The organism is Duganella sp. GW821-FHT07G03, from assembly GCF_059418605.1.
This window is the reverse complement of sequence record NZ_JBWKQE010000004.1, coordinates 77730-91181: the sequence shown is the minus strand read 5'-3', so window position 1 is coordinate 91181 and position 13452 is coordinate 77730. Positions and strand designations below refer to the sequence as shown.

Sequence of the window (13452 nt, the reverse complement as noted above, 5' to 3'; positions counted from 1 at the left end):
GCTCATTTGATCAAGATCGCTTTCACGGCGGCGACGGCACGGTCGACGTCGGCCGTGGTCATGGCATAGAACATCGGCAGGGTCACGGTCAGGCGGCCGATTTTTTCCGATACGGGGAACATGCCCTCCTTGAAGCCGCGCTCGCGGTACATGGTGAACAGGTGGATGGGCGCGTAGTGGTAGCCGGTGCCGATGTTGAACCGTTCCTGCATCGCGCGCATGAAGTCGGCGCGGGTGGTCGGGCCGTGATCGGGCAGCACGATCTGGAACAGGTGGTAATTGCTGGTCTCGAAGGCCTGCAGCGGCAGCTGGGCGCCGGACTGCGCTTCGAATTCGGGGCCGAACGCCTGGTAGTAGTGGCGCGCCAGGTTGCGGCGGTGCGCGGTGATGTTGTCGATGTTGGCGAACTGGCCCAGGCCGATGGCGGCCATGATGTCGCTCATATTGTACTTGCCGCCGAGGACGTCGACATCGATGCCGTCGACGCCGCTGCGGGTCACGCCCTGCAGGCGGTATTTCTCGGCCAGCTTGGCCTCTTCCATGTTGTTGAGCACCAGCGCGCCGCCTTCGCCGGTGGTGATGTTCTTGTTGGCCTGGAAGCTGAACGAGACGAAGTCGCCGAACGAGCCGATGCGCTTGCCGTTCCACTCGGAACCGAAAGCCTGGGCCGCGTCTTCGATCACGCGCAGATTGTGTTTCTTGGCGATGGCGTACAGGCGGTCCATGTCGACGGGCAGGCCGGACAGGTAGACCGGGATGATGGCCTTGGTACGCGGGGTGATCGCGGCTTCGACCTGGTCCAGGTCGATGTTGCGGGTGACCGGGTCGATGTCGGCGAACACCGGCGTGGCGCCCACCTCGATGATGACGTTGGCGGTGGCGACCCAGGAAATGGAGGTGGTGATGACTTCATCGCCGGCGCCGATGCCGGCGATGCGCAGCGCGATCTCCATGGTGCAGGTGCCGGAATTGAAGGTGCGCACAGGGCGGCCGCCAAAATACTCGGACATCTGGGCTTCGAAGGCGGCCACTTTGGGGCCGCTGGTGATCCAGCCGGAACGCAGCACGTCGCTGACGGCGGCGATGGTGGCCTCATCGATCGTAGGTTTCGAAAAAGGCAAGAAAGGTAAGGCAGAGGTCATGGGGGTCACTCTCGTTATTGATACGGCTGATGGCCGCATTCTAAATTGTTCGTCAGGTCCGCGCCAGCAAGGCGACGCCCACCAGGATGATGCCGATGGCGACCATGCGCTGCACCGTCAGCGCTTCGCCGAACATATACCAGGCGCCGACCGCGGCGACCACGTAGCCCAGCGACAGCATCGGATAGGCGATCGTCACGTCGACCCGCGACAGCGCGATGATCCACACCACCACCGACAGCACATAGCAGGTCAGGCCGCCGATGATGGGCAGCTGCATCGCCACCTTGAGGCCGACCGAGAACAGATTGTCCATGGTCAGATGGATCGCGCCGACGTTGTTGGCGCCCGCCTTGAGCAGCAGTTGGGCGAGGGCGTTCAGCAGCACGCCGGCGAAGATAAAACCGAAAGTTGCAATATTCATGAGTACTCTTGATAAGTTACAGGTTGGCCACGACAACGCGGCGTGTATCTTCAGCCACCACGCGCATGGCCAGGCCGTCGTCCTTCAGCTCTTCGTACTTCTCCGGGCTGAGGATGGCCAGTACTTTGACGCCTTGCTTGATGTGTTCATTCCACAGCACCACGAAGGCATCGACGGTCGGGATCGACAGCTCCGGCTGCTGGCGCAGGCCGAAGGTGAACTCATCCCAATAGTCGACCAGCACCACGGTGCGTTGCAGGTAGAAGGTCATCGACTGCTCGTAGGTGTTGACCGAATAGATCCTGGTGTCGGGCTTGAGCTCCGGCAGCATCTTCAGCGCCACCGCTTTGCCGGAGCGCATTTTGCCATAGGGTTCGAAGCCGGTCAGTATCAATTGGGTGGCGACGAAGCCGGCGATGGCCATGGTGAGCACGGTCAGGTCGCGGCGCAGGTGGCGCGCATGCAGCAGCGCCAGCGCGCCGCCGGCGGCGGCGACGATGCCGGCCATCAGCACCCACGGCTGGTAGGCTTCCAACAGCGCGGTTTCCTCGGGATGGCGCACCGCCATGGTGACCATCTGCGGCACGGCGGCCACGCCGGCCACGCCGATCAGCACCAGCAGGCCGGCGGCGATCATGCGGCTGCGGCGCGAGGCCTGCTCCAGGTCGACCGCGATCAGCAGGGCCAGCGCCGGGAAGATCGGCAGGATGTAGCCGGGCAGCTTGGAGCTGGAATAGCTGAAGAAGAAGAAAATGAACACGGCCCAGATCAAGAGCAGCAGCTTGGGCTGGAACACACCGTTGCGTTCGCGCCGCACGGCGCCCCACAACGCCTGCGGCAGCAGGCCCAGCCACGGCACGATGCCGGGCACCAGCATCACGAAGAAGTAGTACCACGCGCCTTCGCGGTGGTGGGTCTTGAGGAAGAAGCGTTCCCAGTGCTCGTGCACGAAGAAGAAGTAGGGCTGCTCGGGGTTGCGCAGCGCCACCAGCACGAACCACGGCGCGGCGACGGCGAAGAACAGCAGCAGGCCCTTGCCCAGGTGCAGGCGCTTCCAGATGGCGAGATCGCCCGACAGCGCCGAGTACAGCACCAGCACCGCGCCCGGCAACACCAGGCCGATCAGGCCCTTGGCCAGCACCGCCAGCGCCATGCCGGCCCAGCAGACCAGCATCCAGTTGCGGCGTTCGGCCGCGCCGGCGCCGTCGCGCTGGGCGACCATGACCGCGCACAGCACCACGGTCATCATGCCCGACAGGCTCATGTCGAGCGAATCGATCTGGCCGGAGGCGACCCAGAACAGGCTGGAGCCGAGCGCCAGCGCGGCGTAGAAGCCGGCGCGGGCGCCGAACACGCGGTTGCCGGCGTAGCCGGTCAGCAGCACGCCGCCCAGGCCGCACAGGCCGGTCCACAGGCGCGCCTGCCACTCGCCCAGGCCGAACACGGCGAACGAGGCCGCGTTCATCCAGGTTTGCAGCGGCGGCTTTTCAAAATACTTGATGCCGTTCAGGCGGGTGGTGATCCAGTCGCCGGTGCTGAACATCTCGCGCGCCATTTCGGCGTAGCGGCCCTCGTCGGGCGGCACCAGCGTGCGCACGCCCAGCACGTACAGCCAGACGATGACGAACGCGGCCAGCAGCGACCAGACGATTTTCTTGGAGTTGTACAGGTCGTTCATCAGGCGGGGTTGCCCTCGTGGTCGATCGAGTTGTCAATGATCAGGGCCAGCGTGACCTTGCGGCCTTCGCCCATCAGGATGTTGTAGGTGCGGCAGGCGGCCTGGCTGTCCATGCATTCGACGCCGATGCGGCGCATGGTCAGCGCGGCCGTCAGGCGCGGGTGGATGAAGCGCTGTTTGGCGCCGGTGCCGAGGATGACCACGTCCGGGCTGTCGGCGCCGATGGTGTCGAAATGCTCTGCGGTAATAGATTCGAAGGTGGGGGCGTCCCAGGCGCGCGGCGGGATTTCCGGCAGCACGATCAGGCTGTAGTTGTAGCGCTGGGCGTTGATTTCGACGCCGGTTTCATCGTAACCGGTCACAGTCTGGTATTTTTGAGTATCGCTGGCGTGGAGCTTCATGACAGAAATCGTGGGTTTAGTCGGCAAAAGAAGCGCCATTGTAGCGTTTTTCCGGGGTGATCCTGCGCTTTCCACCCCTTACAGGTTGATTAAATGGGATGCTTTCGGCAGAATGGATCTTTTCGCATTGCAGCACGGGCCGCCGGGGCGTTTTGGCAGTCCTGAGCGGTTTGCCTCACCTAGACAGGATTTTATTTTGCGACCGATTCAAAAATCGAACAAATTAGCGGAAGTCTGCTACGAGATCCGCGGCCCGGTGCCGGAAAAAGCCCGGCAAATGGAAGAAGAAGGCCATAAGATCACGAAGTTGAATATCGGCAACCTTGCCGTGTTCGGTTTCGATCCGCCCGATGAAATCGTCCAGGACATGAAGATCAACCTGCACAATGCTGCGGGCTACACCGATTCCAAGGGCATGTTCGCGCCGCGCAAGGCCGTGGTGCACTACACCCAGGGCAAGAATATTGCCAATGTGAACATCGAGGATGTGTACCTGGGCAACGGCGCGTCCGAGCTGATCGTCATGTCGATGAACGCGCTGCTCAACACCGGCGACGAAGTGCTGGTGCCGGCGCCCGACTATCCGCTGTGGACGGCGGCGGTGTCGCTGTCGGGCGGCACGCCGGTGCACTATGTGTGCGACGAGATGCAGGACTGGTTCCCGGACATCGAAGACATGCGCCGCAAGATCAATTCCAACACGCGCGCCATCGTCGTCATCAACCCCAATAATCCGACCGGCGCGCTGTACCCGGTCGAGCTGCTGCTGCAGATCATCGAACTGGCGCGCCAGCACCAGTTGATCATCTACGCCGACGAGATCTACGACAAGGTGCTGTACGACGGCGCCGAACACGTCTCTATCGCCTCGCTGGCCGACGACGTGCTGTTCGTCACCTTCAACGGCCTGTCGAAGAACTACCGCGCCTGCGGCTACCGCGCCGGCTGGATGGTGGTGTCGGGCCAGAAAGACCATGCGAAAGATTACATCGAGGGCCTGAACATGCTGGCCTCGATGCGCCTGTGCGCCAACGCGCCGGGCCAGTTTGCCATCCAGACCGCGCTCGGCGGCTACCAGTCGATCCAGGACCTGGTGGGGCCGGGCGGGCGCCTGCTCAAGCAGCGCGACCTGGCCTACAAGCTGCTCACCGATATTCCAGGCGTAACTTGCGTCAAGCCGAAAGCTGCGCTGTACATGTTCCCACGCCTCGATCCGAAGATCTACCCGATCGCGGACGACCAGCAGTTCGCCTACGAGCTGCTGGCCGAAACCAAAGTGCTGATCGTCCAGGGCAGCGGCTTCAACTGGATCGCGCCGGATCACTTCCGCGTCGTGTTCCTGCCGAATTCGGACGATATGATCGAAGCCTTCGGTCGTATCGCCAAGTTCATGGAAGGCTACCGGAAACGTCACGGCGCCAGCTTCTAACAAACAAGTGAAACGATTTATATGAAACCCATCAAAGTAGGTTTGCTCGGCGTCGGTAACGTCGGCGGCGGCACGTTCGACGTGTTGTTGCGCAATCAGGAAGAAATCCGCCGCCGCGCCGGCCGCGGCATCGAAATCGTCGCCGTCTCGGCCCGCAACCTGGAGCGCGCCAAGCTGCGCACCGGCGGCCAGGTCAAGGTGGTGGCCAGCCCGTTCGACATCGTCAACGATCCCGAGATCGACATCGTCGTCGAGCTGATCGGCGGCTACGACCAGGCCAAGGCGCTGGTGCTGCAAGCGATCGCCAACGGCAAGCACGTGGTCACCGCCAACAAGGCGCTGCTGGCCGTGCACGGCAACGAGATCTTCGCCGCCGCGCAAGCGAAGGGCGTGATGGTGGCGTTCGAGGCGGCCGTGGCCGGCGGCATCCCCATCATCAAGGCGCTGCGCGAAGGCCTGACCGCCAACCGCATCGAATGGTTCGCCGGCATCATCAACGGCACCACCAACTTCATCCTGTCCGAGATGCGCGACAAGGGCCTGGACTTCGCCACCGTGCTCAAGCAGGCTCAGGAGCTGGGCTACGCCGAGGCCGACCCGACCTTCGACATCGAAGGCGTGGACGCCGCGCACAAGGCCACCATCATGTCGGCGATCGCCTTCGGCATCCCGGTGCAGTTCGACAAGGCGCACGTCGAGGGCATCTCCAAGCTCAACGCCATCGACATCCGCTACGCCGAGCAGCTGGGCTACCGCATCAAGCTGCTGGGCATCGCCAAGCGCGCCAAGGTCAACGGCGTGGAAGGCGTGGAGCTGCGCGTGCATCCGACCTTGATTCCGGCCAAGCGCCTGATCGCCAACGTCGAAGGCGCGATGAACGCCGTGCTGGTGCATGGCGACGCCGTCGGCGCCACGCTGTACTACGGCAAGGGCGCCGGTTCCGAGCCGACCGCTTCGGCCGTGATCGCCGACCTGGTCGACATCACCCGCCTGGCCACGGCCGACGCCGTGCACCGCGTGCCGCACCTGGCCTTCCAGCCGAACGCGATGACCGATATCGAGATCTTGCCGATGGCGGAAATCACCACCAGCTACTATCTGCGGATGAACGTCAGCGACCAGCCGGGCGTGCTGGCCGACCTGACCCGCATCCTGGCCGACGCCACCATCTCGATCGACGCCATGATGCAGAAGGAGCCGGCGGAAGGCGAAACCCGCACCGACATCATCTTCCTGACGCACCAGACGCAGGAGAAGAACGTGATGGCGGCGATCGCCAAGATCGAAGGCCTGGCCACCGTGTGCGGCAACGTCACCAAGATCCGCCTGGAAAACCTGAGCTGATTCTAGCGGGGTTGGACGAAAAAAAACCGGGCAGCGTCTACGCACGCTGTCCGGTAAAGTCTTGCTCCTATTAACGGGGTACTACTTCCTGGTTACTGCTTACTTCGAAGCGACGGTCAGTTCGCTTTTCACTTCCTTCACGCCCGGCACGGCCGAGGCGACCTGGATCGCCTTGGTGCCGATGTCGGTGCTCGCTACCGAGCCGCTCAGCACAACCACGCCGTCGGTGGTGGTCACGCCGATTTGTTTTTGATCTGCCAGGGAAGCCTTGATTTTGCTGGTGATGGCGTCGTCATTGGTGGCGGTGCCGGTCTTGGCGGCGCCGGCCATCGCGGCTTCGGTCTGGGCGAAAGCGGTGCCGGTGGCGGCAGCGGCGCTCAGGGTGGCGGCAACCAGCAGGCGGGCGATCAGTTTGGTAGTCATCATGATTTGCTTCCTTTTTCAGTTTGAGGGTAAAACGTCAGTGACGTTATCCTCTCCTTCGCAAGCCCCGTGCCAGCTGCAATAAACTGTTTAAAATCAAACGCTTAAATGCGATTTTTCTGCTGAGCTCGGATCGGCCGTGGCATTTGCGCCCATATTGCCCCGGTTTTGTCGGGAGATGGCGACAAGCTTCCGCCGCCATTTCGTAAGTGCTTGATACGTCAGCGTTTATTCCTGTCGCTCTGCGGCGACAGCGGCGCCGTCGCCGCGGAACAGGCTGGCGTCCAGATCGTATTTTTGCAGCAGGCGGTAGAACTCCGTGCGGTTGCGCTCGGCCAGGCGGGCGGCGTCGGCGACGTTGCCATCGGTGAGTTTGAGCAGCTGGACCAGGTAGTTGCGCTCGAAGCGCTGCTTGGCTTCGGTGTAGCTCAGCACTTCCAGCGACGGCACCCGCAGCGCCCGCTGCACCAGCGACAAGGGCACCAGCGGCGCGGTGGCCAGCGCGCACACGTGCTCGACCACGTTGTACAGCTGCCGCACATTGCCCGGCCAGGCGGCCGTGGTCAGCGCCTCCAGCGCGCCGGGCGCGTAGCCGCGCACCGTCTTGCCGTACTTGGCGGCCAGCGATTGCAGGAACTGGGTCGCCATCGGCGCGATGTCTTCGCGCCGCTGCGACAGCGGCGGCAAGGTCAGCGTGATGACATTCAGCCGGTAGTACAGGTCTTCGCGGAACTGGCCTTCCTGCATCGCCGCGTCGAGGTCGCGGTGGGTGGCCGACAGGATGCGCACATCGACCGGCCGCGCCAGGTCCGAACCGAGCTGGCGCACCACGCGCTCCTGCAGCACGCGCAGCAGCTTCACTTGCAGCAGCAGCGGCATGTCGCCGATCTCGTCGAGGAACAAGGTGCCGCCGTCGGCCGCCTGCAGCAAACCCTCGCGGCTGGCCACGGCGCCGGTGTAGGCGCCCTTGACGTGGCCGAACAGTTCCGACTCCAGCAAGGCCTCGGGGATCGCGCCGCAGTTGACGGCGATGAACGGCGCCTTGCTGCGCCGGCTGGCGCGGTGGATGGCGTTGGCCAGCAGCTCCTTGCCGGTGCCGCTCTCGCCGCGGATCAGGATGCTGGCGTCGGAGGCGGCCACCAGCCGCGCTTCGGCCAGCAGCTCGTCCATGCACTGGCTGCGGCTGATCAGGCCGGCGCGCCAGGCGTGGTCGCCGCTGGCGGGGCCGGCCTCCGGCGCGGACAGGCTCAGCGCCTGCACGATGCGCTCCAGCAGCGTCTTGGCGTCGAACGGCTTGGTCAGGTAGGCGTAGGCGCCCAAGGTGGTGGCCTCGACCGCGTCGGGGATGGTGCCGTGCGCGGTCAGCAGGATCACCGGCAGCGCCGGCCAGGCGCCGCGGATTTCCTGGAACAGCGACATGCCGTCGCGGTCCGGCAGGCGGATGTCGCTGATGACCAGGCGCGGCAGCTCGATCGCCAGGCGCGCCAGCGCCGCCTCCGCGCTGCCGACGGCCGTCACGCGGTAGCCGTTGGCGCTCAGGCGCATGGAGAGCAGGCGCAGCAGGTCGGCGTCGTCGTCCACCAGCAGCAGATGGGCGCCCTGGCCGGCGGCGGCGCTGCGCGGGGCGCCGTTGTCGCCGGCCCGGGTCAGCGCGCCGGGTTCGCGCAGCGGTTTCAGGGCGTCGGCCGGCGCGCTCATTTGATCACCGCCTGCGGACCCGGCGCCGGACGGACCGGCAGCGTGCGCTCGATGGTCTTCAAGCCTTCCAACATCTCGTTGAGCTGGTCGATGCGGCGCAGGCTGTCCTTCTGCTGCACGGCCAGCTTGTCGGCATGCTCGGCCAGGCGGCGCGTCTCCGCGCAATTGCTCGACAACAGCTGGGCCAGCGCCTTGAACGGCTGCGCCTCGGTCTCGGCCGAGGTGGCCACGCTGTCGAGCAGCGCCTGCGCGCGCGCCAGGTCGCCGCCGCCGCGCGTCAGCATCAGCACCATGCCCATCTGGACCGCCACGCGCGGGCTGCGCTGTTGCAGGCCCAGTCCGCTCAACTCCTTGAGCATGTCGCCCTGGGTCATCTTGCGCAGCTGCTGATGGTAGCCGAGCAGCGGCCCGACTTCATCCGGCGGCGGTGGCGGCGGCAGTTCGACGATGGCCGGAGGTGGCGGCAGCGTCACTTCGGCCGGCGTCGGCAAGTTCGGCCGGGGCGAGCTCAGCGTGCAGGCGGCCAGCGACAGGCTGAGCACCAGCAACAGCAGGGGGGAAGCTACGTCATGTTTCATAAGCCAGTTCGATCCGGAAGTGCGCGCCCTGGTCGGAGGGCAGCAGTTGCAAGGCGCCGCCATGGGCGGCGATGTATTCGTGGACGATGGACAGGCCGATGCCATTGCCCCGGCGCGCGCCGCCCGGCTGGCGCGAGCCCTGGTAAAACGGCTCGAAGATGCGCGCCGCGTCGGCCGGCGCCACGCCCGGTCCCTGGTCGATGCAGTCGAGCAGCAGCTTGCCGTCCGACTGGGCCAGGCGGAACACGATCTGTCCGCCGGGCGGGCTGAAGCGCAGCGCGTTCGACAGCAGGTTGCCGGCGACCACCGCCAGCTTGTCGGCGTCGACGGCGATCGTCGCGGCCTGGCCTTCGATCGCCACGCTCAGCCCGGCCGCCTGCCATTGCAGGCGCTGGCCGGCGACCGACTGCGCCAGCAGCGCCGCCATGTCGGTCGGTTCGCGCTGCAGGTGGTGGGCGTCGAAGGTGGCGGCGTTGTAGCGCAGCAGCGCCTCGATCTGCGACTGCAGCGCCGCCGTGTTCTGGTTGAGGATGCCGGCGATCTCGCGCTGGTTGGGCGACAGCGCGCCGGCCACGCCATCCTCCAGCAGCGCCACGCCTTCGCGCAGCGCCGCCAACGGCGTCTTCAGTTCGTGCGAGATGTGGCGCAGGAAGCGCGCCTTGTCGGCCTCCAGGTCCGACAGCCGCTGGCGCAGCCAGTTCAGCTGCTGGCCCACGTGCTGCAGGTCGCTGGGGCCGCGCACCACGATGGTCTGGTCGTAGCGGTTCTCGCCCAGCCGGTCGATGGCCGATTCGATTTGCGCGAGCGGGCGCGACAGCCACAGGCCGAAGCCGCCCGCCAGCAGCGCCGCCAGCACGATGGATGCCATCACTTGTCCCTTCAACACGCCGCGCCGCTGGTCCAGCTCGCTGAGCAGCGCGCTGTTGCGGCGCTCCACTTCCAGTTTGACTTCGTCGGCCAGTTCGGCGTTCACCGCCGGCAGCGGCGCCAGCACTTTTTCCAGCGCCCGCTGGCGCGCGCCGGAACGCGGCCGCGCCGGCGCCTGCAGGATGTCCCACGCCTGTTCGCCGGCGTGGCGCCAGCGCTCGAAGGTGCCGGGCGGCGTGTAGGGCAGGGCGGTGGCCACCGCGTCCAGCGCGGTGCGCGCCTCGCGCCAGGCGTCGGCGTAACGCTTGCGGAAGGCGGGATCGTCCAGCACCAGGAACTGGCGCGCGCTGCGCGCCATCGCCACGCTGCGCTCGGCCAGTTGTTGGGTGTTTTCGGTCAGTGCCAGGGCGTGGCGTCCGCTGTCGCGGCTGTGGGCGGCGAGCCGGTCGAGGGTCCACAACGCGTGCAGCGAAGCGGCGCTCAGCAGCACGGCGATCAACAGGAAGACGCCCAGCAGCAGCTGGCGAAACGAAAGTTTCGTAAGCATCGTCGTTAAATAGTCTCTATATTGGCTGAATGATATGACCAAAGCGGCCCTACAGCCCGTTCGATTGGCTGCGTTGTTGTTCGGCACGGACGCGGAATTTTAGGTTGCGCATGGCAACACTATTCGATTACGCTGATTTGCAAATATGCTTGTGCCGATTGAACCTTTGGGGAGTGTCATGGCTAGTCTTCTGCGCCGTTTGTCTATTCAGCAAAAACTGATGCTCAGCATGGCGGCCTGCCTGTTGCTCTTTCTGGTGGTCTCGGCCACGCTCAGCGTGGTCATGACGGGCAACAGCATCCGCGAGCGCGTGGTGAACCAGGAGCTGCCGGCCGAGGTGGGCGAAATCCGCAACGACATCCTGCGCCAGATCGGCGAGCCGCTGGCGGCCACGCTGTCGGTCAGCGCCAACACCTTCCTGCTGGACTGGGAAAAAGCCGGCCTGCCGGACAGCGGCCTGCCGGCCTGGATCGCCTACGCGGCCAGCGTGCGCAAGGCCGCGAAGGCGGCGGCGGTGTCGTGGGTCTCCGGCAGCACCGGCAAGTATTTCGACGAAAAGGGCTACAGCCGCACGCTGGACAAGGGCGCCGCGGCCGACCAGTGGTTCTACAGCTTCCTGGCCAGCGGCAAGCCGTATTCGCTGAACCTGGACAAGGAACCGGGCGCCACCACCTACAACGTGTTCATCAATACCCGCTTCGACACCGGCGACGGCAAGATCGGCGTGGCCAGCCTGGGGCTGTCGGTCAACAAGCTGGCGGAAAACATCCGCAGCTACAAGGTCGGTGCCTCCGGCTTCGTGTACCTGGTGCGGCCGAACGGCATGCTGATCGTGCACCGCGATACCGCGCTGGCGGACGGCCAGCATTTCATGAAGGACCTGCCGGGCTTTAACGCCGAGTTGACGACCAGGCTGCTCGGCGGCCAGAACTACGCCAGCGCCAGCTACTCGCCGCCGGGCGGCAAGCGCCTAGTGGCGTCGTCCTTCGTGCCGGAGCTGAATATGTACGTGATCGCCGAAGTGCCGGAGTCCGAAGTGTTGGGCGCGGTCACGCGTTCGGTGACGGTGTCGGCGCTGGTGGGCGGCCTGGTGGGCGGCGGCATCGGCATGTTCGTGGTGTTCCTGGTCAGCCGGGCGATCGCCGCACCGGTGGCGCGCGCCGCGCACATGCTGGGCGAGATCGCCGACGGCAATGGCGACCTGAGCCGCCGCATGACGGTCGAGAGCGAGGATGAGGTCGGCGCATTGGCCGATGGCTTCAACCGCTTCGTGTCGTCGTTGAACGTGACGATACGCAAGGTGCGCGACAGTACGGAGACCATCGCCACCGCATCGAGCGAGATCGCCAGCGGCAATCACGACCTGTCGGCGCGCACCGAGGCGCAGGCGTCCAGCCTGGAGGAGACGGCGTCGGCGATGGAGCAGTTGACCGCGACCGTGACCCAGAACGCCGACAGCGCCAAGCAGGCCAACCAGCTGGTGCAGTCGGCCTCCGGTTATGCGACCGAGGGCGGCGAGGTGGTGGGCCGCGTGGTGCAGACCATGGTGTCGATCAAGGACAGCTCGCGCAAGATCGTCGACATCATCGGCGTCATTGATGGGATCGCGTTCCAGACCAACATCCTGGCCTTGAACGCGGCGGTGGAGGCGGCCCGTGCCGGTGAACAGGGGCGTGGTTTCGCGGTGGTGGCGTCCGAGGTGCGCAACCTGGCGCAGCGCTCGGCCAGCGCGGCCAAGGAGATCAAGGAACTGATCGGCGATTCGGTGACGAAGGTCGACGCCGGCAGCGTGCTGGTCGATGAAGCCGGCGTCACGATGAGCAAGATCGTGTCCTCGGTGGAGCAGGTGACCAGCATCATGGGCGAGATCGTCGCCGCCAGCCACGAGCAGAGCGAAGGCATCGCCCAGGTCAACCTGGCGGTGACGGAAATCGACAGCACCACGCAGCAGAATGCGGCGCTGGTGGAGCAGGCCGCAGCCGCGGCCAGTTCCTTGCAGGAACAGGCCGCGCATCTGGCGGAAGTGGTCAGCGTGTTCAAGCTGGAAGAGGAGCCGCGCGCCGGCGCCAGGCACCTGGCGCTGCGCTAGCGTTTAATGCCGGCCGCCACGCAGCAGTAGCTGGACGATGGACAGGCCGCATGTCGCCGCCAAATCTTTCGATTATGCAGCAACGTACCGTAAAGCGTCCGCAGGCCGTGGAAGGCCGCCGCAAAAACCTGGCGACAGCCGAGCAGGCGTTGGCCCGGTGATATATGATGCCCAGGTTTCCCAATGAGGCCACTTGAACATGTACATCGTTAATCTGACTTATCTGAAACCGCTGGCGGAATTAGAAGCGCACCTCGCCGCGCATCGCGCCTTCCTCGACGCGCAGTATGCACGCGAGGTATTTCTGGCGTCGGGCCCGAAGAACCCGCGCGACGGCGGCGTGATTATCGTGAGTGGACGCCTGTCGCGCGCGGAGCTCGACGGCTTGCTGGCACAGGACCCGTTCGCGCAGAACGGGATCGCCAGCTATCAGGTGACGGAGTTCGAGGCCACCAAGCACCATCCGGCGCTGGCGGCCTTGCTGTAATCAGGCGACTGGACCGACGTCCATGCCGTCGTACGATTCGAGCTGGTGTTCTTCGGCGAAGACGTAGAATTCCTGGTTGCGGGCATGCAGCGTGTCGGCCGTGTGCATCTCGGCTTTTTCAACATGCAGCCACCACAGCGCAGGCACGCTGGCTTCCGGCTTGGAGTCGTAGATGCCGACGATCTGATAGCCCTTGGCCTTCAACTGCTCGGCGGCGACTTCCAGTTTGCCCTTGACCGGGTCGGCGAAAAAATAGCCCCACAACAGCGGCTTGGAAATGTCCCACGGCGCGTTCTGCTTCATGTCGGCAAACAGCTCGACCATGTCTTCTTTGGTGATCATGTA

Annotated in this window: 13 protein-coding genes; 4 read left to right on the top strand and 9 right to left on the bottom strand. The window is 65.1% G+C overall.

Annotated features, from left to right (window positions below):
* Positions 1–2 precede the first annotated feature (2 nt).
* The 4 genes from AC07OK_RS07620 to AC07OK_RS07605 are packed head-to-tail and all read right to left on the bottom strand — an operon-like array spanning position 3 to position 3645.
* The gene (locus AC07OK_RS07620) at positions 3–1142 is read right to left on the bottom strand and encodes a DegT/DnrJ/EryC1/StrS family aminotransferase (RefSeq protein ID WP_494689746.1); all 1140 of its coding nucleotides are present in this window, start codon (positions 1140–1142) and stop codon (positions 3–5) included.
* Positions 1143–1194: 52 nt separating this feature from the next.
* Positions 1195–1566 carry a DMT family transporter gene (locus tag AC07OK_RS07615; RefSeq protein ID WP_494689745.1) on the bottom strand — a complete coding sequence of 124 codons (372 nt, stop codon included), beginning with the start codon at positions 1564–1566 and terminating at the stop codon, positions 1195–1197.
* A 16-nt stretch (positions 1567–1582) separates the two neighbouring features.
* Positions 1583–3244 carry a glycosyltransferase family 39 protein gene (locus AC07OK_RS07610; RefSeq protein WP_494689744.1) on the bottom strand — a complete coding sequence of 554 codons (1662 nt, stop codon included), beginning with the start codon at positions 3242–3244 and terminating at the stop codon, positions 1583–1585.
* Complete coding sequence (locus AC07OK_RS07605) at positions 3244–3645, bottom strand: Mth938-like domain-containing protein (RefSeq protein WP_494689743.1); 402 nt, start codon at positions 3643–3645, stop codon at positions 3244–3246. Before AC07OK_RS07605 ends, AC07OK_RS07610 begins: the two co-directional genes overlap by 1 nt.
* 196 nt (positions 3646–3841) lie before the next feature.
* Here AC07OK_RS07605 and AC07OK_RS07600 point away from each other — a divergent pair, with 196 nt between their 5' ends.
* Positions 3842–5074 (top strand): pyridoxal phosphate-dependent aminotransferase, encoded by a 1233-nt coding sequence (locus AC07OK_RS07600; RefSeq protein ID WP_494689742.1) that lies wholly within the window; start codon positions 3842–3844, stop codon positions 5072–5074.
* A 21-nt stretch (positions 5075–5095) separates the two neighbouring features.
* Positions 5096–6418, top strand: a complete 1323-nt coding sequence (locus tag AC07OK_RS07595; protein ID WP_494689741.1) for a homoserine dehydrogenase — start codon at positions 5096–5098, stop codon at positions 6416–6418.
* 99 nt (positions 6419–6517) lie between these two features.
* Here AC07OK_RS07595 and AC07OK_RS07590 read toward each other — a convergent pair whose 3' ends face one another.
* The 4 genes from AC07OK_RS07590 to AC07OK_RS07575 all read right to left on the bottom strand — a co-directional run bounded on the left by AC07OK_RS07590 (position 6518) and on the right by AC07OK_RS07575 (position 10531).
* Positions 6518–6844, bottom strand: a complete 327-nt coding sequence (locus AC07OK_RS07590) for a BON domain-containing protein (protein ID WP_494689740.1) — start codon at positions 6842–6844, stop codon at positions 6518–6520.
* A gap of 225 nt (positions 6845–7069) precedes the next feature.
* Positions 7070–8539 (bottom strand): sigma 54-interacting transcriptional regulator, encoded by a 1470-nt coding sequence (locus AC07OK_RS07585; RefSeq protein WP_494689739.1) that lies wholly within the window; start codon positions 8537–8539, stop codon positions 7070–7072.
* Positions 8536–9117, bottom strand: a complete 582-nt coding sequence (locus AC07OK_RS07580) for a hypothetical protein (RefSeq protein WP_494689738.1) — start codon at positions 9115–9117, stop codon at positions 8536–8538. Before AC07OK_RS07580 ends, AC07OK_RS07585 begins: the two co-directional genes overlap by 4 nt.
* Positions 9107–10531: a sensor histidine kinase gene (locus AC07OK_RS07575; RefSeq protein ID WP_494689737.1), complete on the bottom strand. Its 1425-nt coding sequence runs from the start codon at positions 10529–10531 to the stop codon at positions 9107–9109. The genes AC07OK_RS07580 and AC07OK_RS07575 overlap by 11 nt, the downstream gene beginning before the upstream one ends.
* 178 nt (positions 10532–10709) lie before the next feature.
* Between AC07OK_RS07575 and AC07OK_RS07570 the strand changes: the two genes are divergently transcribed.
* Both AC07OK_RS07570 and AC07OK_RS07565 read left to right on the top strand, forming a co-directional pair.
* Positions 10710–12620 carry a methyl-accepting chemotaxis protein gene (locus AC07OK_RS07570; RefSeq protein ID WP_494689736.1) on the top strand — a complete coding sequence of 637 codons (1911 nt, stop codon included), beginning with the start codon at positions 10710–10712 and terminating at the stop codon, positions 12618–12620.
* 199 nt (positions 12621–12819) lie between these two features.
* Positions 12820–13107: a YciI family protein gene (locus AC07OK_RS07565; protein ID WP_494689735.1), complete on the top strand. Its 288-nt coding sequence runs from the start codon at positions 12820–12822 to the stop codon at positions 13105–13107.
* On the opposite strand, the gene AC07OK_RS07560 is transcribed toward AC07OK_RS07565, so the two are convergent.
* Complete coding sequence (locus AC07OK_RS07560) at positions 13108–13449, bottom strand: ribonuclease E inhibitor RraB (RefSeq protein WP_494689734.1); 342 nt, start codon at positions 13447–13449, stop codon at positions 13108–13110.
* Positions 13450–13452 lie beyond the last annotated feature (3 nt).